General features: G+C 68.2%; 23 protein-coding genes. 16 read left to right on the top strand and 7 right to left on the bottom strand.

Going from position 1 to position 20458, the window contains the following annotated elements; translation table 11 throughout:
* Positions 1–83 precede the first annotated feature (83 nt).
* From clpS to AMYHA_RS26040, 5 genes are read left to right on the top strand one after another with little or no spacing between them, the layout of a single operon-like run.
* Complete coding sequence (clpS, locus tag AMYHA_RS22010; RefSeq protein ID WP_034274146.1) at positions 84–383, top strand: ATP-dependent Clp protease adapter ClpS; 300 nt, start codon at positions 84–86, stop codon at positions 381–383.
* Positions 380–937 (top strand): DUF2017 domain-containing protein, encoded by a 558-nt coding sequence (locus AMYHA_RS22005; RefSeq protein ID WP_034278355.1) that lies wholly within the window; start codon positions 380–382, stop codon positions 935–937. Before clpS ends, AMYHA_RS22005 begins: the two co-directional genes overlap by 4 nt.
* A complete protein-coding gene (locus AMYHA_RS22000) occupies positions 934–1983 on the top strand; it encodes a P1 family peptidase (protein ID WP_034274142.1) in 1050 nt (349 codons plus the stop codon). Before AMYHA_RS22005 ends, AMYHA_RS22000 begins: the two co-directional genes overlap by 4 nt.
* Positions 1970–2227, top strand: a complete 258-nt coding sequence (locus AMYHA_RS21995; protein ID WP_169732967.1) for an ATP-dependent Clp protease adaptor ClpS — start codon at positions 1970–1972, stop codon at positions 2225–2227. The genes AMYHA_RS22000 and AMYHA_RS21995 overlap by 14 nt, the downstream gene beginning before the upstream one ends.
* A gap of 1 nt (position 2228) precedes the next feature.
* Entirely contained in the window at positions 2229–2747 is a 519-nt protein-coding gene (locus tag AMYHA_RS26040) for a DUF2017 family protein (RefSeq protein WP_051400179.1), read from the top strand.
* A gap of 4 nt (positions 2748–2751) precedes the next feature.
* Here the strand turns inward: AMYHA_RS26040 and AMYHA_RS21985 are convergent, their stop codons facing one another.
* The 3 genes from AMYHA_RS21985 to exaC all read right to left on the bottom strand — a co-directional run bounded on the left by AMYHA_RS21985 (position 2752) and on the right by exaC (position 5330).
* Positions 2752–3135, bottom strand: a complete 384-nt coding sequence (locus AMYHA_RS21985; RefSeq protein WP_034274137.1) for a PLD nuclease N-terminal domain-containing protein — start codon at positions 3133–3135, stop codon at positions 2752–2754.
* Positions 3136–3328: 193 nt separating this feature from the next.
* Complete coding sequence (locus AMYHA_RS21980) at positions 3329–3706, bottom strand: DUF779 domain-containing protein (protein WP_034274134.1); 378 nt, start codon at positions 3704–3706, stop codon at positions 3329–3331.
* A gap of 100 nt (positions 3707–3806) precedes the next feature.
* Positions 3807–5330, bottom strand: coding sequence for an acetaldehyde dehydrogenase ExaC (gene exaC / locus AMYHA_RS21975; RefSeq protein ID WP_034274132.1), 1524 nt, complete (start codon positions 5328–5330; stop codon positions 3807–3809).
* Between the two features lie 87 nt (positions 5331–5417).
* Between exaC and AMYHA_RS21970 the strand changes: the two genes are divergently transcribed.
* The 10 genes from AMYHA_RS21970 (at position 5418) to rdgB (ending at position 14332) form a co-directional block, all read left to right on the top strand.
* Complete coding sequence (locus tag AMYHA_RS21970) at positions 5418–6950, top strand: GAF domain-containing protein (RefSeq protein ID WP_051400178.1); 1533 nt, start codon at positions 5418–5420, stop codon at positions 6948–6950.
* Positions 6951–7322: 372 nt separating this feature from the next.
* Positions 7323–7805 carry a Mov34/MPN/PAD-1 family protein gene (locus AMYHA_RS21965; protein ID WP_034274130.1) on the top strand — a complete coding sequence of 161 codons (483 nt, stop codon included), beginning with the start codon at positions 7323–7325 and terminating at the stop codon, positions 7803–7805.
* A gap of 70 nt (positions 7806–7875) precedes the next feature.
* Positions 7876–8154 (top strand): MoaD/ThiS family protein, encoded by a 279-nt coding sequence (locus AMYHA_RS21960; RefSeq protein WP_034274128.1) that lies wholly within the window; start codon positions 7876–7878, stop codon positions 8152–8154.
* 5 nt (positions 8155–8159) lie between these two features.
* Positions 8160–9110 carry a PLP-dependent cysteine synthase family protein gene (locus AMYHA_RS21955; RefSeq protein ID WP_034274127.1) on the top strand — a complete coding sequence of 317 codons (951 nt, stop codon included), beginning with the start codon at positions 8160–8162 and terminating at the stop codon, positions 9108–9110.
* A gap of 71 nt (positions 9111–9181) precedes the next feature.
* Positions 9182–10456: a patatin-like phospholipase family protein gene (locus tag AMYHA_RS21950; protein WP_084037433.1), complete on the top strand. Its 1275-nt coding sequence runs from the start codon at positions 9182–9184 to the stop codon at positions 10454–10456.
* A 46-nt stretch (positions 10457–10502) separates the two neighbouring features.
* Complete coding sequence (locus tag AMYHA_RS21945) at positions 10503–11168, top strand: rhomboid family intramembrane serine protease (RefSeq protein ID WP_051400176.1); 666 nt, start codon at positions 10503–10505, stop codon at positions 11166–11168.
* The gene (gene murI, locus AMYHA_RS21940; protein ID WP_084037432.1) at positions 11165–11989 is read left to right on the top strand and encodes a glutamate racemase; all 825 of its coding nucleotides are present in this window, start codon (positions 11165–11167) and stop codon (positions 11987–11989) included. Before AMYHA_RS21945 ends, murI begins: the two co-directional genes overlap by 4 nt.
* A gap of 97 nt (positions 11990–12086) precedes the next feature.
* The gene (locus tag AMYHA_RS21935) at positions 12087–12854 is read left to right on the top strand and encodes an MBL fold metallo-hydrolase (protein WP_034278338.1); all 768 of its coding nucleotides are present in this window, start codon (positions 12087–12089) and stop codon (positions 12852–12854) included.
* Positions 12855–12914: 60 nt separating this feature from the next.
* Positions 12915–13727: a ribonuclease PH gene (gene rph, locus AMYHA_RS21930; protein ID WP_034274124.1), complete on the top strand. Its 813-nt coding sequence runs from the start codon at positions 12915–12917 to the stop codon at positions 13725–13727.
* Positions 13724–14332: an RdgB/HAM1 family non-canonical purine NTP pyrophosphatase gene (gene rdgB, locus AMYHA_RS21925; protein WP_034274122.1), complete on the top strand. Its 609-nt coding sequence runs from the start codon at positions 13724–13726 to the stop codon at positions 14330–14332. The genes rph and rdgB overlap by 4 nt, the downstream gene beginning before the upstream one ends.
* Positions 14333–14474: 142 nt before the next feature.
* Here rdgB and bcp read toward each other — a convergent pair whose 3' ends face one another.
* The 4 genes from bcp to AMYHA_RS21905 all read right to left on the bottom strand — a co-directional run bounded on the left by bcp (position 14475) and on the right by AMYHA_RS21905 (position 17003).
* Positions 14475–14951 carry a thioredoxin-dependent thiol peroxidase gene (gene bcp / locus AMYHA_RS21920; RefSeq protein ID WP_034274120.1) on the bottom strand — a complete coding sequence of 159 codons (477 nt, stop codon included), beginning with the start codon at positions 14949–14951 and terminating at the stop codon, positions 14475–14477.
* Between the two features lie 17 nt (positions 14952–14968).
* Positions 14969–15508, bottom strand: coding sequence for a hypothetical protein (locus AMYHA_RS21915; protein WP_034274118.1), 540 nt, complete (start codon positions 15506–15508; stop codon positions 14969–14971).
* A 257-nt stretch (positions 15509–15765) separates the two neighbouring features.
* Positions 15766–15948: a hypothetical protein gene (locus tag AMYHA_RS21910; protein WP_034274116.1), complete on the bottom strand. Its 183-nt coding sequence runs from the start codon at positions 15946–15948 to the stop codon at positions 15766–15768.
* Between the two features lie 254 nt (positions 15949–16202).
* Positions 16203–17003, bottom strand: a complete 801-nt coding sequence (locus AMYHA_RS21905; protein WP_034274113.1) for an SGNH/GDSL hydrolase family protein — start codon at positions 17001–17003, stop codon at positions 16203–16205.
* Between the two features lie 476 nt (positions 17004–17479).
* Between AMYHA_RS21905 and AMYHA_RS26035 the strand changes: the two genes are divergently transcribed.
* Positions 17480–20242: a VanW family protein gene (locus AMYHA_RS26035; protein WP_169732966.1), complete on the top strand. Its 2763-nt coding sequence runs from the start codon at positions 17480–17482 to the stop codon at positions 20240–20242.
* The last annotated feature ends 216 nt before the right edge of the window (positions 20243–20458 follow it).

Genomic DNA, 20458 nt, shown 5'->3' with positions numbered 1-20458 from the left:
GCCTATGAGCGAGTGGGGTGACGGGGCAGCGCACGCCCACACCTGGTCATTGCACGAAGGGCGTGTCGTGCCACCATAGAACTATGTCCATGCCAGCAGCGGACGAGCAGACGCAGGTTGAGCCCGCGTCCGACGAACTCGGCGCGGCTGACCGGCCCTGGCAGACCGTCGTCTGGAACGACCCGGTCAACCTGATGTCGTACGTGACGTACGTGTTCCAGAAGCTGTTCGGCTACAGCCATGACCATGCGACCAAGCTCATGCTCGACGTGCATCACAAGGGGAAAGCGATCGTGTCGTCCGGTTCCAAGGAGAAGGTCGAGGGAGACGTCGCCCGGCTGCACGCGGCCGGGCTGTGGGCGACGATGCAGCAGGCGTCGTGAAGCCATGGCGGCGTAAGGGCGCCAGGATGGTCGCCTCGTTCGAACAGCAGGAAGCGGCGATACTGCGCGGTCTTGTCAGCCAGTTGGAGGACATGCTCAGGGCCCGCGCCGACGAGGCGCCCGAGGATGAGCTGAGCGAGCTGACCGGCATCAAGGCAGGCCCGTCGACCGCGCCGGACGACCCGGTGCTCGCGCGGCTGCTGCCCGATTTCCACCGTCTTGATCCCGACCAACCGACGCAGGAGGACATGGACTCCGCCGCGGCGCTGCGCTCGCTGCACGAGCCGGAGTTGCTCGACGTGAAGCTCGGTGCCACGGGGGTGGTCATGGAGACCCTGGGGCCCGGCGGTGGCGAGGTGCGGCTCTCGCTGGAGCAGGCGGACTCGTGGCTGTCCGCGATCAACGATGTCCGGCTCGCGCTCGGCACCGCGCTCGACGTCACCGAGGACATGCCCGACCAGCTACCGGACGACGACCCGCGCGCGGCGCACATCGGCGTCTACCACTGGCTGACGTACCTGCAGGAGAGCTTGGTGCAGGCGATGTCGGGATGAGCACGCCCGGTCCACGCAACGCGATCACCGACGTCGACGGCGTGTCGGTTGGCCACCAGCACCGGATCGGTGACGGCTGGGCGACCGGAACCACCGTCGTGCTGGCAGCTGGCGGCGCGGTCGGCGGTGTCGACGCACGCGGGGGCGCACCGGGCACCCGCGAGACTGACCTGCTCGCGCCGGAGAACATGGTGCAGCGGGCGCACGCGGTGTGCCTGTCCGGTGGCAGCGCCTACGGTCTCGCGGCGGCGGACGGTGTGATGCGGTGGCTGTCCGAACAGGACAGTGGTTTTCCCGTTGGGGTTGAGCCGCACGAGGTGGTGCCGATCGTGCCCGGTGCGGTGATTTTCGACCTGCCGCGGTCCGAGTGGGGCAACCGGCCTGACGCCGGATTCGGCTATGCGGCGTGCGAGGTGGCGAGCGTTGCGGTGACGCAGGGCTGTGTCGGCGCTGGCGCTGGCGCGAAGGTGGGCTCGCTCAAGGGCGGGCTCGGCACCGCGAGTGTGACGGTCGGCGAGCACACTGTTGGCGCGCTGGCGGTCGTTAACGCGCACGGCGAGGCGGTGGACGTGAGCACTGGACGTCCGTGGACGGCGGATCACGAGCTGGCGGGCGAGTTCGGGGTGCGGTGGCCGGACCGGCCAGGTGATGTCGGGGACGGCGGCGCTGGCCCCGGTGACGCCGCTGGCGGGGCGTCGTTGAATACCACCATCGGCGTGGTCGCGACCGACGCGGCACTGTCCAAAGCGGAGTGTCGGCGGCTGGCGATGAGCGCCCAGGATGGCCTCGCGCGGGCGGTGCGGCCCGCGCATTCGATGTTCGACGGCGACACGGTCTTCGCGCTGGCTACCGGCGCGCGGGAACTGCCTGAGGCGAGCGGGCCGTTCGGTGTGCCCCAGCGCGCCGCGGTGCTCGACGGGCTCTGTGCCGCGGCGGCGACGTCGTTCGCGCGGGCGATCGTGCACGGCGTGCTCGCGGCGAGCAGCGTGGGATCGCTGCGTGCGTACGGCGATGTCTGGCCGGAAGCGCGACGTGCGACGCCGTGATTCCGGTGTGACGCGGGCATGGGCGGTGCTGCTGCACGATGATGACATCAACACCGTTGAAGGCGTCTGCTACGTGCTGTACGAGGTATTCGGCATCCCGGTGGAGAACGGTGCGCATGCCGCGGCTGAGGTGTCGAGCACCGGCTCAGCCGTGCTCGGTCAGTACGAGAGTCAGGAGCAGGCGGAGTCGTTCGTTGCGCAGCTGCAGCTGTACGGCTTGTGCGCCACGATGAAGTGGGTGTGACGTGGAGGGCTACATCGAGGCGATCTCGCTGGACGACGGTGCGATACGCCTGACGTTGTCGCCCGACGTTGCCGGGACCGTGCGCACCAGCGTGGGGCAGTTCATCGAGGCACTGGAAACCGGACGCAGACCAGGCGTGTTGCGCAGGCGGCTGAGCAACTGGCGGCTGTTCGCCCACGCCTATCCCCGGCCGAAACCGAGCAGGCAGTTTCGCCAGCGGCACAACGGGTGGATGCGAGAGTCGCTGCACGCGTCGGCGTGCCGCATCAGGGACGCCTGGCCAGACGAGCCGACGTTCGTGCTCGACCGCGCCGCCATCGCTGACTGGTTCGCGGTGTGCGGCCAGGCGCAGACGCTCTACATTCACCGCAGGTCACCGAACCCGCTGCAGGGCTCGTTCGGTCACGGCAAGGCGTTCTGGCTGGCGCAGGTGCAGCAGTACGTCGCGACGGCGGCGTGCGGCCACGACTGGCAGCGGCTGCTGGAGTACGACGACCAGCAGGACTCGCAGGGGGACTGACGGGTCAGCTGCCGTCGGCGTCTGTGCTGTCGTCGCTGTTCTCTTTGCGCTCATGCGCCGCCTTGCGCTGCTCCTCGGCGCGCTCCCGGCAGCGGCGCAGGAACTCCTCGTCGGCGGCGGGATTGGCGGCGATGTGCCGACCGGGTCGGTCGTACTCCGGAAAGCCGGTCGGCCCGCTCACTGGACGTGCGGGCCGGGCGGTGACGGGGCGTCCCGCGATCAGCCACATGATGGAGCCCACCGTGGGAACGAAGATCACGATGACCAGCCACAGCACCTTCGGCAGGTTCCGGCAACCCGACTCGTCGGTCGTGATGACGTTGTAGATGCAGTACAGCCACAGCGCGAGCAGGAACAGGCTGACTGCGCCGAGCCCCAGCACGGGCATTCGCGTACCCCCAGACGAGTGAGACCATTGACGGGGTGAGCATAGCGATTCCCGGGCGGTCGTCCTCGACGGCTCGAAGGTGCGCTCCGGGAAGTCGGAACTCGTGCACCCGTAACGCGGGACTCGCACGCCCGTAACGCGGGACTCGCGGTACCAGACGTCGGGACTCGTCAGGACCAGACGTCGGGACTCGTCAGGCCAGCCCGAATGCCCGGAGTTCGTCGTCGGTGAGCAGCCGGGAGCGGATCAGGAACCGCACGCCTTCCGGAGCCTCCAGTGAGAAGCCGCTGCCACGCCCCGGCACGACGTCGATGGTCAGGTGGGTGTGCTGCCAGTACTCGAACTGCGATGCCGACATCCACACCGGCACCGGGTCGATGCCGTCCACGGTCAGCTCACCGAGGTGGACGTCGGAGTCACCGGTGCGGAACTCGCCCGCCGGGTAGCACATCGGGGCGCTGCCATCGCAGCATCCGCCCGACTGGTGAAACATCAGCGGGCCGTGCGTATCAGCGAGGTTGCGGAGCAGGTCCGCGGCCGCCGGCGTCACGGCAACCCGTTCTGCGGTCATGGGAAGGCGGGCCTTTCTGGCTCGGGAAGGGAAGCCGGGCGCGGCGCGCGCCGTTGCGGCGGGGCATACACGCCACGCCCGGCGGTCAGTGGCGCCAGGCCTAGAAGAAGCCCAGCTTGTTCTCCGAGTAGTTGACCAGCAGGTTCTTCGTCTGCTGGTAGTGGTCGAGCATCATCGAGTGGTTTTCCCGGCCGATGCCGGACTGCTTGTAGCCGCCGAACGCCGCGTGCGCCGGGTAGGCGTGGTAGTTGTTCACCCACACCCGGCCCGCCTGGATGTCGCGGCCCGCTCGGTAGGCGACGTTGCCGTTGCGCGACCACACTCCGGCGCCGAGGCCGTAGAGCGTGTCGTTGGCGGTCTTGATGGCGTCGTTGTAGTCGTCGAACTTCGCTACTGACACCACCGGCCCGAAGATCTCCTCCTGGAAGATCCGCATCTTGTTGTGGCCCTCGAAGATCGTCGGCTGCACGTAGTAGCCGCCGGACAGCTCCCCGCCCAGGTCAGAAGGCTCGCCGCCGGTGACGACGCGCGCGCCCTCCTGCTTGCCGATGTCGATGTAGGACAGGATCTTCTCGTATTGGTCGTTGCTTGCCTGCGCGCCGATCATGGTCTCGGTGTCCAGCGGGTGGCCCTGCTTGACGGCCTTGGTGCGCTCGGTCGCGTCAGCGAGGAACCGGTCGTAGATGCGCGCCTGGATCAGTGCGCGCGACGGGCAGGTGCACACCTCGCCCTGGTTCAGCGCGAACATCGTGAAGCCTTCGAGTGCCTTGTCGTAGTAGGCGTCGTGTGCGCTGGCGACGTCGTCGAAGAAGAGGTTCGGGCTCTTGCCGCCCAGCTCAAGCGTGACCGGGATCAGGCTCTCGCTGGCGTACTGCATGATCAGCCGCCCGGTGGTGGTTTCACCCGTGAAGGCGACCTTGCTGATCCTGCGGTTCGACGCCAGCGGTTTGCCAGCCTCGACGCCGAAACCGTTGACGATGTTCAGCACACCGGGTGGCAGTAGGTCGCTGATCAGCGACATCAGGAGGTGGATCGACGCCGGGGTCTGCTCGGCTGGCTTGAGCACGACGGCGTTGCCCGCCGCCAGGGCGGGGGCCAGCTTCCAGGTCGCCATCAGGATCGGGAAGTTCCACGGGATGATCTGGCCGACGACGCCGAGCGGCTCGTGGAAGTGGTAGGCGACGGTGTCGCCGTCGATCTCGGACACGCCGCCTTCCTGCGCGCGGATGGCGCCGGCGAAGTAGCGGAAGTGGTCGATGGCCAGCGGGATGTCGGCGTTCAGGGTTTCGCGAACCGCCTTGCCGTTCTCCCAGCTCTCGGCCACGGCGAGGGCTTCGAGGTTGGCCTCCATGCGGTCGGCGATGCGGTTGAGGATGGTGGCTCGCTCGGCCACGGACGTCTTCCCCCACGCCGGTGCCGCGCCGTGGGCGGCGTCCAGCGCGCGCTCGACGTCCTCGGCGGTGCCCCGGGCGATCTCGGTGAACGGCTGGCCGGTCACCGGCGTGGGGTTCTCGAAGTGCTGGCCCTTCGCTGGCGGGACGTACTCGCCGCCGATGAAGTGGTCGTACCGGGACTCGTAGGAGACGATGCTGCCCTCTGTGCCGGGCGCTGCGTACGTGGTCATGGGCTGATGCCGTCCTTACTCGCTTCGTTGCGGTGTGATGGCGCGACGCTAGGAGCGGCAACGTTGCAACGACGTTGCAGTGCGGTGATGGCGATCACTACCGTCATATCCGTGGGTGAGCACGCTGTGTCCGCGGAGCTGCTGCACGACCCCGATGCCTACGCCAAGCTGTTGCGGCGGGTGCACGAGGCCGTGCTCTCTGGTGCGCCAGCGCCCCGGCCGCCGCGTTCGGTGATCTCGGCGTCCTGGGACCGCTCGCTCGCGGCCGATGTCGACCCGGACGGCAAGCTCCCGCCGCTGGTCTACGACACCGACGAGTTGGACGACGTCCGGCAGGCGCACCCGCTGGCGGCGGTGTTGCCGCTGCTGCGGCAGAACCTGGTCAGCATCGCTGACGACGCTGAGCACATCATGATCGTCACCGACGCCGATGGCCACATCCTGTGGCGCGAGGGCGCGTCCGGGGTGTGCCACGACGCCGACCGGGTGCTGCTCACCGAAGGCGTGCGGTGGTCAGAGGACGTCATCGGCACCAACGCGATGGGCACCGTGCTCGCGACCGGCGAGCCGGTGCAGGTCTACTCCGCGGAGCACCTGGTGCGGACGTATCACACCTGGACCTGCGCGGCGGCGCCGGTGCGCGACCCGGAGACCGGCGCGCTGCTGGGTGCCATCGACGTCAGCGGCCCGCTGCGCACGGTGCATCCGGCGATGCTCGCGCTGGTGTCCGCGTCGGCCAGCCTCGCGGAAGGCCAGCTCAAGGCCCAGCTGGCGGTGCGCGACGAGCGGGTGCGCCGCAGCCACATGCCGCACCTGCACGCGTTGCGGGGCGAGCCGGGCGCGTTGCTGTCGGCGTCCGGCAAGGTGCTGGCGACGGAATCCTGCGGGGCGTTGCCGGAGGCGGTGCCGATCACCGGCTCGGACGTGGCGCTGCCGGACGGCAGGGTTGGCATGCTGGAGCCACTGCCGGAGGGCTACCTGCTCCGGCTCGGGCGGACGTCGAGTACTGGGGTGGGCACAGGTGCGAGTCACACTCCGCCCCGCAGGCTCGGTCTCACCTTCCTGAGTGACAGCGCGCCGGTCGTCACCGTCGACGACCGCGAGATTCCGATCACACTGCGGCACGCGGAGATCCTGACTGTGCTGGCGATGCACTCGCACGGCATGACCGCCGACCGGCTGGCGCTGGAGCTGTACGGCGACGACGGCAACCCGGTCACCGTGCGCGCGGAGATCCACCGGCTGCGCTCGCAGCTCGGTGCGGATGTGGTGCGGACAAAGCCGTATCGGCTCGCCGCCGATATCGACGCCGACTTCCTGCGGGTCAGTGCGGCGCTGCGGGACGGCGACGTGGACGCGGTGGTCGAGGCGTTCGACGGCCCGCTGCTCGCCGACTCCGAGGCGCCAGCGGTGCGCGACGAGCGGGAGTCGCTGATCGCGCTGGTGCGCCGCGCGGTGCTGGACAGCGGCGACGCCGGGGCGCTGTGGCGCTTCTGGGAGACGTCGTGTGGCGCCGACGATGCCGAGGTCGTCGAGCGGTTGTGCGGCCTGCTTCCCAGGACCGACCCGCGCCGGCGGATCGTGGCCGCCCACCACGCCCGCCTCGCCGCGATGTCGTAGGCGGCGCGCGAGTCGCACCCTAATTCGCGCGAGTCGCACCTTATCCCGCGCGAGTCGCACCTTATCCCGCGCGAGTCGCACCCTTCCGAAGCGTGGCCGACCCGCTTTGCAGGATTATAGCTGCTTCGCCGGGCATATTGCGCGATTCGCGCCGGATTCGTCATCGTTTGTCCGATTCTCGTGACCATTTGCCTGGCGAAGCCGAGTGGAAACCGCGAGTTCCGGGTCCCCGGGACCAAGGTGCAACTCGCGGCGATCACGGTGCGACTCGCGCGGGATACGGTGCGACTCGCGAAGCGGTCGATGTGACGTGGGACGTCTCACGGTACGGACACCCGTGGGGATTTGGTGTCCACCCTTTAGGATGGGAGCGTGCTTCAGATCCGCCGCGACCTCGTTGACGCGATCGTCGCGCACGCCAGGAAAGACCATCCTGACGAGGCGTGCGGGGTGATCGCCGGACCAGAGGGTTCCGACCGCCCCGAGCGTTTCATACCCATGCTCAACGCGGCGCGTTCGCCGACGTTCTACGAGTTTGACTCGCTCGACCTGCTGAAGTTGTACCGGGAGATGGACGCCAACGACGAGGTTCCCGTCGTCATCTACCACTCCCACACCGCGACCGAAGCGTACCCGTCGCGGACCGACATCTCCTACGCCTCCGAGCCGGACGCGCACTACGTGCTGGTGTCGACGCGGGACCCGGAGACGCATGAGTTCCGGTCGTATCGCATCGTCGACGGCGTCGTGACCGAGGAAGACGTCGAGATCGTCGACGCGGCGAGCCCGGAAGCGAGCCCCACTGAGTCGTACATGTTCGCCAACACCGGCAGTGACGACAAGCCCGACTCCTGACGTGCGGGAATAGACCCACCCTTTGTAGCGTCAGTTGATTGCGTCAACCCATTTAGCGGAGGTAACCCACATGGCCGTGACCGTGTCCATCCCGACCATCCTGCGGACCCACACCGGCGGCGAGAAGGCCGTCGAGGCGAAGGGCAATACCGTGGCCGAGATCATCGACGACGTCGAGTCGCGGCACAGCGGGCTGAAGGCACGCCTGGTCAAGGAGGACAAGCTGCACCGCTTCGTCAACGTCTACGTCAACGACGAGGACGTGCGGTTCTCCGGCGGCCTTGACGCCGAGGTGTCCGACGGCGACACCGTGACGATCCTGCCCGCTGTCGCGGGTGGCATGCGCTAACCACCGTGAGCAGGTATTCGTCGCTGCTCGACGCGCTCGGCGGCACCCCACTCGTCGGTCTTCCCCGGCTCTCGCCCGCACCGAATGTTCGGCTGTGGGCGAAGCTGGAGGACCGTAACCCGACCGGCTCGATCAAGGACCGCCCCGCGCTGGCCATGATCGAGGCGGCCGAGGCTGACGGCACGCTGACGCACGGTTGCACCATCTTGGAGCCGACGTCGGGCAACACCGGCATCTCGCTGGCCATGGCCGCCAAGGTCAAGGGGTACGGCCTGGTGTGCGTGATGCCGGAGAACACCTCGGAGGAGCGCAAGCAACTGCTGCAGGCCTACGGCGCGCGGATCGTGTACTCGCCAGCCGCCGGTGGTTCCAACGAGGCCGTGCGCAGGGCGAAAGAGCTCGCCGAGGCCAATCCGGACTGGGTGCTGCTCTACCAGTACGGCAACCCGGCCAACGCCGACGCGCACTACAGCGGCACCGGTCCGGAGCTCCTCAAGGACCTGCCCGAGATCACCCACTTCGTCGCGGGCCTCGGCACCACCGGCACGCTGGTTGGTGTCGGCCGGTACCTGCGCGAGCACAAGCCGGACGTGCAGATTGTCGCCGCTGAGCCGCGTTACGGCGAGCTGGTCTACGGGTTGCGCAACCTGGACGAGGGTTTCGTGCCCGAACTTTACGACGAGGACGTGCTCACCGGGCGGTTCTCCGTCGGTGCCTACGATGCGCTGCGCAGGACCCGCGAACTACTCGAAGTGGAAGGCATCTTCGCCGGCATCTCCACTGGTGCGGTGCTGCATGGCGCGTTGACCGTCGGCGAGAAGGCGGCGAAGAAGGGCGAGTCGGCCGACATCGCGTTCGTCGTCGCCGACGCTGGCTGGAAGTACCTCTCCACCGGCGCCTACGCCGGTTCGGTCGACGAGGCGGCGGAACGCCTCGACGGCCAGCTCTGGGCCTGAGCCGCCCTGATTGTTTGGCTGGCGACATAAACCCGGACGGGAACCGGCGCACTGCCGGATAATGGCGCCTGATGGCACGACGTGAACGAATCGGTTTGGTGCTTGGTGGGGGAGGTGCGCGCGGGGCATACGAGGTGGGCGTGCTGTCCGTGCTCGGCCCCGAGCTGGAACGGCTTGGCCAGCGGCCGTCGGTGTTCGTCGGCAACAGCGTCGGCGCGCTGAACGCCGCGTTTCTCGCCGCCAACCGCCATCGGGCGGCCGCCGACGTCGCCGAGGCGGGCATGGCGACCTGGCGGGAGATCTCGCTGGAACGCATCGTTCGGCCGGTCAGCCGTCAAGTACCGCTCGGGATGTTCCAGTACCTCGGCGAGGTGCTGGCCGTGCCTGGCGTCCAATTGTCCAGTCTGCTCGATCCGGAACCACTCGGCCGCGCGCTGCCGGAGTGGGTGAATCTCGACGGCGTGCACCGCAACGTCGCCCAGCACGTCACCGATGCGCTCGCGATCGTCGCGACACCGGCTCGCTCCGGCCGCGCCGTGGTGTTCGTCGAGAGTGACACCGCCCGGGTCAAGCACCGCTCGCACCTGATCGACTACGTTCCCACGCGCATCGAGTTCGACCAGTTGCGGGCGTCGGCGGCGATACCGCTGTTGTTCCCGCCGGTATGGGTCGGCACACCGCACCACGCGCGTGGTTGGTACGTCGACGGCGGAACTCGGCTCAACACCCCGATCAAGCCCGCGCTCGACCTCGGCGTCGACCGCCTCGTCGTGATCGGGACGGAGTCCGTCCGCACCCCGGAGGACCCCCTGCGCTGCGATGACGAATCGGAGCCGGACATCTTCAACGGGGTGATCCATCTCCTCGCTGGCGCCCTCGGTGACCCGCTCGCCGAGGACATCGTGCGGCTCGGCAATGTCAATCTGTTCTTCGCGGATACCGACACCGCGCCCGCGGCCAACCGCTACCGGCGAATCCGCGGCAAGGCGCCGTACCGGCAGGTGCCGTACATCTTCATCGCGCCCCGGCATCGCGGTGCGATCAGCGAGCTCGGCAGGGACGTCTTCCGCTCGCGGTACGGCGGGTGGCGCGGGCTGCGCTCGCCGACGACGCGCCTGCTCGGGCAGCTGCTCGGCGGTGACACTCCGGCTCGCGCTGAATTGCTCAGCTACCTGTACTTCGACCCTGAGTTTCATCAGGAGTTGATCACGATGGGGCAAGAGGATGCCCGCCGATGGTTCGCGGAGCGGCCCGACCCGGACGACCCATGGCAGGTTGAGCCGTTGGCCGAGCTGACGAATCCGCGGGCGTCGCCCGGATGTGATCCCGACGAGGGCACCGGCTGACCGGCACCCCGCGGCCGATGCGCGCGAGAATCCGTAGCCTGGGGGTATGAACGCGACCCCGACGCAGGTCAGGCGGACCGACCCCGCCAAGCGGGTCCTGCCGCCGCGGCCGTTCGTTGCCGTGCTGTTCGCGGCCTCGTTCACGATGCTGCTCTACGTCATCGAGGTCGTCGATCGCATTCTGCCCACCAACCTGCAGCAAGAAGGCATCCAGGCGCGCACGCTGTCCGGGCTGGACGGCGTGCTGTGGGCGCCGATGCTGCATGGCCCTTGGGGGCACGTGGTGGCCAACACCGTCCCGGTGGCGCTGTTCGGATTTCTGGTGATGTCCGGCGGCATCGGCCAGTGGATCGCGGTGACCGCGACGGTCTGGCTGTTCAGCGGACTGGGCGTATGGCTGGTCGGCCCATCGGACGCCGTCACCATCGGCGCGTCCGGCCTCGCCTTCGGTTGGCTGGCGTTCCTGCTGGTCAGAGGCATTTTCAACCGGTCGGTAGGGCAGTTGGTGCTTGCCGCCGTGCTGTTCTTCGTCTACGGCGGGATGTTCTGGGGGGTGTTGCCCACCGTTGCGGGCAACGTCTCCTGGCAGGGACACCTGTTCGGCGCGGTGGCCGGGGTACTCGCCGCGTGGCTGGTCGCCCGCGCGGACCGCCCCACCAGGCCGCCCGCACGTCCGGCTGGCGCCACGCTGCCGGGTAATCTCGGCGCGTGAGCGCTTCCCCTGCCCCCCTTGCCACCAGCACCGACGCGCCGATCGGCATCTTCGACTCCGGCGTCGGCGGCCTGACCGTGGCGCGGGCGATCCTCGACCAGTTGCCCGCCGAGCGCGTGCGCTACCTCGGCGACACCGCCCACACCCCCTACGGCCCGTTGCCGATCGCGCGGGTGCGGGAGCTGGCCCTCGCCGCGATGGACAGCATGGTGGCGGGCGGCGTGAAGGCGCTGGTCATCGCGTGTAACACCGCATCAGCCGCGTGCCTGCGGGATGCGCGAGAACGCTACGACGTCCCGGTAGTGGAGGTCGTGCTGCCCGCGGTGCGCAGGGCGGTCGCCGCGACCCACACTGGCAGGGTCGGGGTCATCGGTACCGAGGGCACCATCCGCTCCCGCGCCTACGATGACGCCTTTCATGCCGCGAACCACATCAGCGTGACCAGCGTTGCCTGCCCCAGGTTCGTCGACTTCGTCGAGCGCGGCACCACCTCCGGCCGTCAGGTGCTCGGGCTCGCGCAGGGCTATCTTGAGCCGCTGCTCGCGGCCGAGGTCGACACGCTGGTACTCGGCTGCACGCACTACCCGCTGCTCACCGGGGTGCTGCAGATCGTCATGGGACAGGACGTCACCCTCGTGTCCAGCGCCGAGGAGACCGCGAAGGACGTCGTTCGGGTGCTCACCGAGGCCGACCTGCTCGCGGAGCCGTCCGGCGAGCAGCCGAAGCACGAGTTCCTCGCCACCGGCGAGCCGGAGCGGTTCAACAAACTCGCCAGACGTTTCCTCGGGGCGCCACCGGGGTTCGAGCTCACCATGGCGTGACCACACCACGTCACATGGATACTCGCAGCAGAGTGAAACCCATCGCGACGTGTTGGCGGTCATTCGCGGATCGGCGTTCGCATGGCAGGGTAGGCACGTGCGTTTGACCATTCTCGGGTGCGCGGGCAGCGTGCCTGGACCGAACACCAACGCCTCCGGCTACCTGCTCGAGGCGGATGGCTTCGTGCTCGGGCTCGAACTCGGCAACGGCACGTTGTCGCAGCTCCAGTCGTATCGCAGCCCGTTTGACCTCGATGCGCTGGTCTTCTCGCACTTGCACCCCGACCACTGCGCTGACTTCGGCGCGCTGACGGTCATCCGGCGTTACCACCCGCACTGGCCGGACGGCAGGCCGGTGCGGCTGCCGGTCTACGGGCCGGCGGACACCGAGCAGCGGCTGGTCAACCTGTACGCGCCGAACGAACCGGAGCGTGCCGAGACCGACCTCGGTGACGTCTACCAGTTCCACCCGCTGCCGCTCGAACCGTTCGCGATTGGTCCGTTCGAGGTCACCGCGTACGAGGTGCTGCACCCGACGCCCGCGTATGGGCTGCGTATCAGCCACGGCGGCACCACGCTCGCTTACACCGGCGACACCGGAGTGTGCCCCGCGCTGGACGAGTTGGCGCGCGACGTCGACGTGCTGCTCAGCGAGGCGTCCTGGACCGACGCCGACGACCGGCCGCTCGGTGTTCACCTGTCCGGGGTGGAGGCGGGCCAGCTCGCGCACCGGACCGGCGCACGGCGGCTGCTGCTCACCCATGTCGCGCCGTGGACCGACCGCGCCAAGATCTACGCCGAGGCGCGGACGACGTTCGATGGCCCGCTTGAGCTGGTCGAACAGGGCGCCACCTACGACATCTGAGCCGGGCAACACCCACCCACCCCGCATGGCGCGATTGTCCGGCTCGTAGGCTGACTCATCGTGGTGAGAGCAGATGGCAGAGAAGACGACGCACTCCGCGATGTGAGGATCACCCGGGGCTTCCAGAAGTGGCCCGCGGGGTCCGTGCTGATCGAGTTCGGCAACACCAGGGTGTTGTGCGCGGCGAGCGTGTCCGAGGGCGTGCCGCGCTGGCGCACCGGCTCCGGGCTTGGTTGGGTGACCGCCGAGTACGCGATGCTGCCGTCGAGCACCAACACGCGCAGCGCCCGCGAGTCCGTGAAAGGCAAGATCGGCGGGCGCACGCACGAGATCTCCCGGCTGATCGGCAGGTCGCTGCGGGCGTGCATCGACCTCGCCGCGCTGGGCGAGAACACGATCGTCATCGACTGCGACGTCATCCAGGCCGATGGCGGCACTCGCACGGCCGCCATTACCGGCGGCTACGTGGCGCTCGCGGATGCGATCAACTGGCTGGCGGCAGCCGGTCGGCTCGCTGATCCGCAGCCACTGGCCAGCGGGGTGTCCGCGATCAGTGTCGGCGTCGTCGATGGCAGGGTGCGGCTCGACCTGCCTTACGAGGAAGACGCCCGCGCCGAGGTCGACATGAACGTCGTCGCTACCGACTCCGGCACATTGATCGAGGTGCAGGGCACCGCGGAGGGCGCGACGTTCACCCGCTCCACGATGGACACCATGCTCGACATGGCGCTGGCTGGGTGCGCCGAGCTGAGCACCAAGCAGGCCGAGGTGCTGAAGCAGCCCTACCCGGGCGAGTTGCCCGAACCGGAGCCGCAGCCGCAGAAGAACGAGAAGAAGGACAAGAACGAGAAGAAGTCGAAGGCGAGCAAGTGACGAGGCTGCTGCTGGCCACGCGCAACAGCAAGAAACTCGACGAGCTGCGCCGCATTCTCGCTGCCGAGGGTGTCGCGGAGCTTGAGGTCATCGGTCTCGGCGACGTCGAGCCGTTCGCCGAGGCGCCGGAGACGGAGCCGACCTTCGAGGGCAACGCGCTGGCCAAGGCACGCGATGCCGTCGCGGCTACCGGGTTGGCCGCCGTCGCGGACGACTCCGGGTTGACGGTGGCCGCACTGAACGACATGCCCGGCGTGCTCTCGGCGCGCTGGGCGGGGAGGCACGGCGACGACGATGCCAACCTGCGGCTGGTGCTCGATCAGCTCACCGACGTTCCCGATGACCGCAGGGGGGCCGCGTTCGTGTGCGCGGCGGCGCTGGTGACACCGGACGGCTCGGAAACCGTTGTCCGGGGCCGCTGGCCTGGCACGCTCACCCGTGAGCCCCGCGGGGAGAACGGCTTCGGGTACGACCCGATCTTCGTGCCGGAGGGGGAGCGGCGCACTTCCGCCGAACTGAACTCCGCCGAGAAGGACGAGCACTCGCACCGGGGTAGAGCGTTGCGCGCGCTGCTGCCGCACCTGCGCGCCCTCGCCGAAGGCTGACGACGCGCGTCCCGACGCGCATTGGCCTGCACGCCCAGCGTCATTCCGCGTCTGATCTACCTGGTCTGGTTGACGCTCGGCGGGTGGAGGCGCGCGTGGCGCCCGCGCGCACGGTGGGGTGTCGCGGCGCGCGGGCGATAGCTCACGCGATCTTGAGATCCTTGATGAGTTTCGCGACGTGTCCGGTTGCCTTGACGTTGTAGCGGGCCTCGGCGAGCGTGCCATCCGGGTCGACCACGAAGGTCGAGCGGATCACGCCCTGCACCACCTTGCCGTAGTTCTTCTTCTCCCCGAAGGCGCCCCACTCGGTGAGCACCTGCTTCTCGGGATCGGACAGCAGCGTGATGCGCAGCTTTTCGTCCTCGACGAACCGCGCCAGCTTCTCCGGTGAGTCGGGGGAGATGCCAAGCACCTCGTAGCCCGCGTCGCCCAGGAGAGCCAGGTTATCGGTGAAGTCGCACGCCTGCTTGGTGCAGCCGGGCGTGGCGGCTTTGGGGTAGAAGTAGACGATGACCGACGTGCCCCGGAAGTCGGACAGGGTTACCTGCGTGCCATCACTGCTGGTCAGCGAGAAATCGGGGGCGGGGTCGCCAACCTGAAGTCGAGTTTGTTCAGTCACGCGAGCGAGATTACCGGCTACCCCTGACCGACGTAGGTCACCGTCGCCGAGGCGTCGGGCTTGGGGCGGATCCGCAGCCGGACGGCATCGGCGTCTCGGTCGGCGGCGTAGGCCAACGTCATGCGGGTCTTACGGGCCACAGGAACTTCGGCGTCGATGTCAACGATGCCGTTGTAGCCCTGGGTGGTGTCTATCAGCTCGGGGCTCTGGTCGCCGCCGATCCACGTCGTGATCGACAAGTCGGAGAGGTGGTACGGCCACTCGGTGCCGTTCTGGATGACGATCTCGAACGCGACCGCGCGCGGCGAGTCGGGATAGGCCGTGTCGCTCGGGGTGAACGACTTCGGCCGTGACACCGTGACTGACAGGCCGTTCAGGAAGGTGAACCGGTCGCCGAATGCCTGCTCGCCGGTCCCTGGCGCGGGTCCGTCGGACGACGGGCTGGCTGATGTGGAGTCCTCCGCCGCATCCCCCTCCGCGGACTCACACGCGGTAGCTCCGGCGACGACGCCTGCGAGCAACGCGCACGCGATCGCAACCCTCACGGGTCTGCGCACAGGGGTCACTCCTTCTCGTGAGCGGTGACTGTTACGGACGTAACAGGACTTTGCGGTCACCAGTACAAAAACCGGCTAGTCACAACTCTGGACGTTATAGCTCGCAGTGGCGAGTCGGGAAGCCGCGTTGAGTCGGACCTGGTGTACGCCCGTGGCCATCCCGTAATCCGATCGTCGTTGTCGGTGACGGCGCTCACGAAATCGAGTGGAATTCCTAGGACGAAGATGTGAAAGGCCGTCATGCCGGCCGTTGCGACTCAGGTCGCCAAGGCGAAGAAAAGAACGAAGAGACCGATCGTGAAGATCCAGCCGACGATGGCCCAGCCGAATTCCCGCCACGGCTGAACGGGTCCCCCATCGATGCCGGGCACATATACGCCACGCTCTTCGAAGGAGTCGGCGAGCCGGGAGACACACCGCAGCGGGTTCAGCGTGCGCATGGCCCGGGAGCGTAGCGCAGTGCTCGAAATCGCTTGCAGGGCCTGGGAGTTTGGCGTGGCGGCGCCGAGGATTGAGCCAGACATAAAGGGCCCCCGGCGCCGAGGGGGGAGGGGGCGCCGGGGGCGTATGCCGGCCCTGGGGGTCGACCGGCACGAGTGATCCTACATGAAAAGTAATATGCACGTGCACGGGGTTGGGTAGTGCCATTGGAGTAATCGCTGTCTCAGTTGTTGTCCCCGGTTGCCGCGGTGTCTCAACCGGAGTCACCGATGTCGCTGACGTCCATGCGGAGTGGCGCGAGGCTGGGGCGCTTGGGAGTGAGCCCGTCGCCGGAGGACCGGCCGGTCAGCCGCCTGCCTATCCAGGGCAGTAGGTGGACGCGCGCCCACCGGGCGTCGGCGAGTCGCTGTTCGGTCCAGCTCGCACGGCCCATCGGTGGTAGCGACGCTTGCCAGTCGAAGCGCGGTGCGAGGCCGATCGCCTGGCTGACGGCCTCGGCGACCCTGCGGTGACCCTCGCCGTTGAGGTGGATGCGGTCGTCGGCCCACAGCCGAGGGTCGTCGAAGACTCGTGCCGAAGCGAGGTCGACGACGACGGCTTTGTGCCGTTCGGCCAGCTCGGTCACCAGCGCGGTCAGCCGGTGTAGCCGGGGTGCGAGGCGCGCGCCGCCGCGCATTCGCCGGGATGGGTCGACGGGCCTGAACAGCACCAACGTGCCCGACGTTGCGGCAAGTCGTCCCACGGTCTGCTCCACGTGGGTGCAGACGGCGGACAGGTCGCAGCGCGGTCGCATGAGGTCGTTGACGCCGCCAGCGAAGCTGACCAGGTCCGCACCCATCGCGGCCGCCTGGGGAGCCTGTTCCTGGGCGATCTGTCCGACCAGCTTGCCCCGGATCGCGAGGTTCGCGTAGTGCAGCTCGGGACGGGTCTCGGCGAGTCGGGCCGCGAGCAGGTCCGCCCAGCCTCGGTAGCTGCCGTCGGGGTGGGAGTCGGACATCCCCTCGGTGAACGAGTCGCCGATGGCGACGAAACTGTGGTAGTCGTGATCACTCATAGTGGGGACAAGCTTAAGTGTGGCCGGATGACGCTTTCGTGTGCCACACGACAATCCGGGCATTACGATCTGTGAGGCAGCGTTGTCAGAACGTGTCGGTACTCGGTTGAGGATGGTTGCGAAAACTCGTGCCGACGCGGTATTGCACGGCATTCTGACAGCGGCTTCCCGATCGTTTCGATAATCGGCGTTAACGGCGTGAGTGGGGTTACGTGGAATGGCCTCGACGGGATGCTTTGTCCGCCATTTTCTTGATTGTTCTGTTGCGCTGTGGCCGGTGGCCGTGCCGGATCACAAGCTCCGCGATCCCACCCCTCGCGAGCGAGCTGAGCTGGGGCAGTGCTGATCTTCGCCGCTCGGCGCTGAGGGGGACGCCTAGTCTTGGAGAAGGCGGGTCGGCAGTGGGCGAAGCGTGCGATCTGGCATGATTCTGGGCCTTGCCGCTGAAATCGAGGTGAATGCGTGAGGGACTCGCGATGAGTGACGGTGACGCCGGCGCGAGGCCAGCTGAGGAAACGGATGAGGGGCGTGACGACGAGGCGTCGGCAGCGGAGGCCCAGCCGGGTGACGTAGCGGGCGCCGAGCAGGCCAAGCCTGAGCGCGCCGAGACCAATGCGGAGGTGGCTGAGGGGGAAGCAACGGAGGCGGACGGTGCCGAGACCGCGGATGACGCGGATTCGGGTCCCGACGCCGACACGGAGGCCGACACCGGGCCTGACGCGGCGGACGCTGCGCCTGTCGAGTCCGAGAGCGCTGAGGTCACCGACACTGACGAGCCCGACGCTGAGGCTGCGTCCGACGAGACCGCCGCCGCAGCCGATAAAGCCGTCGAAGCCGAAACCGCTGAACCGCACACCACTGAATCGCACACCACCGAAGCGGACGCCGACGTCACGGATGCCGACGTCACGGATGCCGACGACGCCGACGCCACTGAGGCGGACGCTGGGGCCACTGAGGCCGCCGAGTCCACCGCTGCGGACGCGGACACCGACGAATCCAAGCCGGAACGGTCTGACGCGGAGGCGACCGCCGTCATCGCCGCGACGTCAGCGGCATCGGATGGAGCCGAGACAGCCGAAACAGCCGAGCCAGCCGAGCCAGCCGAGGAGGCAGACAAGGCTGAGGCGGACAAGGCCGAGGAGGGCTCAGGCCCGGACACGACCGGGACGGCTGAAACCGAGCCGGAGCGGTCGGACGCCGAGCCTCCGACGATCCAACACGTGCCGGTCGACCTTGATCCCAAGACGGTCCAAATCGGTGCCGTCACGCTCGACGAAACGGCACCGGACGGCGAAGCGCCGGACGCGGCAGCCGAGGACGAGACGTCCGAGCACGAACCAGCCCCACGCCGCAAGCCAGTGCTGGCGAGCGTGGGTGCGGCTGTCGTGTCGCTGTTCGCCCGGCTGCGCAAGACGCTAGGCATCGCCGCGGCTGTCCTTGCCGCGCTCACGGGGCTGTACCTGATCGACCTGCTCGCCACCCAGGGCGAGATCCCGCGCAACGTGGTCGTCGCTGGTGTGGAGATCGGCGGCCTCGAACCGATCGAGGCGGAGTCCGTGCTGCGGCTGCGGCTCTCGCCTCGGCTCGACCAGCCCCGTACCGCGACCGCCGATGGCGAGTCCATCGAGATCGAGCCTGACGCGGCTGAGGTGACGATCGACTGGGCGGCGACCGTCGACGCCGCGAACACGCCCGACTACAACCCGTTCACCAGGGCGCTGTCACTGTTCACCGATCGCGAGGTGGACGCCGTCGCCAGCGGCAACAACGAGGCCATCGCGAAGACGCTCAGCGAACTCGCCGAGAGCATCGACGTCGCCAAGGTCGAGGGCACCGTCGAGTTCGACGGGACGACTCCGGTGCCAGTCCAGCCAGCCGCGGGCAAGCGATTGGACGTGGCCCGCGGCGTACAGGACGTCATCACCGGCTGGGTGAAGCACGATGTCATCCCGATTCCGGTGGATACGCTCGCGGTGAAGGCGACGCCGGACGGCGTGCGGCGCGCCCTGAACGGCTTCGCGCGGACGGCTGTGTCGGAGCCAATCACGCTGGAGGCACGCGGTCGCACCATGCGGATGACACCGGGCCAGATCGCGCGCGTCGTCACGTTCACCGCCAACGACGACGGCAGCCTCAGCCCAAGGATCCCGCCCAAGCGGCTGCGGAAGACGATGGGCAAGCGCCTGGCGTCCACCGAGGTCAAGGGCGAGGACGCCCGGATCGAGTTCGGCAAGAAGCGCGCCAAAGTCAAGCCATCCGTTGACGGCACCGAGGTGGAGTGGAAAGCCACATCGGACGCGGTGCTCAAAGCCGCGAACACGACGGACGAGCGCGAGGTCAACGTCGCCTACCACGACACACCCGCCGAGCTGACCACCAAGGAACTCAAAGACCTCGGTATCAAAGAAGTCATCGGCAAGTTCACCACGCACAACTTCGCCAGCGACTCCGGCGTGAACATCAAGCGCGTCGCCAAGGAAGTCCACGGCGCGATCGTGCGGCCCGACGAAACGTTCAGCCTCAACGGCCACACCGGGCCTCGCGGCATCAAGCAGGGCTACGTAGCGGCCGCCATCATCGAGAACGGCGAGCTGACCCGCGCCGTCGGCGGTGGCATCTCGCAGTTCGCGACCACGCTCTACAACGCTGCCTATTTCGCGGGCATGGCCGACGTCGAGCACCGTGAGCACAGCCGCTACATCAGCCGGTACCCGCTCGCGCGCGAAGCCACGGTGTTCCAGAACCCGGACGGCTCAAGCGTCATCGACCTGAAGTTCCGCAACACCACGCCGAACGGCGTCGCCATCGAGACGAAGTGGACGCCGACGAGCATCACCGTCAAGCTCTGGGGCACCAAGCACTTCAAGGTGAAGTCGGTCACCAGCGAGCCGTTCAACTACACCAGCGCGCCCGTCGTCGTGAAGCCATACGGCACCGAGTGCGTTCCGCAGGAGGGCGCGTCCGGCTACAGCGCCACCAACACCAGGATCATTCGCACCCTCGACGGCGAACTCGTCGACCGCGAGACCCGCACGGTCGTCTACCAGCCGACAGAGGAGATCCAGTGTGCCCCGCCGCCGGCACCGGACCCCGAACCGGAACCGGACGGCGGGCCTGACGAGCCGCCCGCTAACGGCTCACCGAGCACTGAGACGAGCGAGCCCTCGCCGTCTGCCGAGCCGACGACAACGACGACCACGCCGGACGATTCCGGCGGGCTCATCACCGACGGCTGACACCCCCGAGCCGGATCGCCGCGCTGGGCAAGCCCCCTAGCCCTGCCCAGCACAGCGTGACCCGTTGGATCCCTCCGGCCCCACAGCAGAGTGCCGATGATCGGCGGGGGAGTACAACAGTCCGTCAGTTCCGGTTCCCTAAAATCCCAGTTGAGCGACTGGGGGCCGGTTATCCGGTCCGGACGCGACGACTCTGCCGCGTAGGAAGTGAAGGTT

Origin of the sequence: Haloechinothrix halophila YIM 93223 (genome assembly GCF_000504245.1) — a bacterium.
GTDB classification, from domain to species: Bacteria; Actinomycetota; Actinomycetes; order Mycobacteriales; family Pseudonocardiaceae; genus Haloechinothrix_A; species Haloechinothrix_A halophila.
Note: the sequence above shows the minus strand (reverse complement) of the source record. Positions and strands in the feature narration are given on the sequence as shown.

Coding starts and splice junctions, on each gene's coding strand:
- clpS (WP_034274146.1), top strand. CDS start 84: ATGTCCATGCCAGCAGCGGACGAGCAGACGCAGGTTGAGCCCGCGTCC.
- AMYHA_RS22000 (WP_034274142.1), top strand. CDS start 934: ATGAGCACGCCCGGTCCACGCAACGCGATCACCGACGTCGACGGCGTG.
- AMYHA_RS21985 (WP_034274137.1), bottom strand. CDS start 3,135: ATGCCCGTGCTGGGGCTCGGCGCAGTCAGCCTGTTCCTGCTCGCGCTG.
- AMYHA_RS21980 (WP_034274134.1), bottom strand. CDS start 3,706: ATGACCGCAGAACGGGTTGCCGTGACGCCGGCGGCCGCGGACCTGCTC.
- exaC (WP_034274132.1), bottom strand. CDS start 5,330: ATGACCACGTACGCAGCGCCCGGCACAGAGGGCAGCATCGTCTCCTAC.
- AMYHA_RS21970 (WP_051400178.1), top strand. CDS start 5,418: ATGGCGATCACTACCGTCATATCCGTGGGTGAGCACGCTGTGTCCGCG.
- AMYHA_RS21960 (WP_034274128.1), top strand. CDS start 7,876: ATGGCCGTGACCGTGTCCATCCCGACCATCCTGCGGACCCACACCGGC.
- AMYHA_RS21950 (WP_084037433.1), top strand. CDS start 9,182: ATGGCACGACGTGAACGAATCGGTTTGGTGCTTGGTGGGGGAGGTGCG.
- AMYHA_RS21945 (WP_051400176.1), top strand. CDS start 10,503: ATGAACGCGACCCCGACGCAGGTCAGGCGGACCGACCCCGCCAAGCGG.
- AMYHA_RS21910 (WP_034274116.1), bottom strand. CDS start 15,948: ATGCGCACGCTGAACCCGCTGCGGTGTGTCTCCCGGCTCGCCGACTCC.
- AMYHA_RS21905 (WP_034274113.1), bottom strand. CDS start 17,003: ATGAGTGATCACGACTACCACAGTTTCGTCGCCATCGGCGACTCGTTC.
- AMYHA_RS26035 (WP_169732966.1), top strand. CDS start 17,480: ATGAGTGACGGTGACGCCGGCGCGAGGCCAGCTGAGGAAACGGATGAG.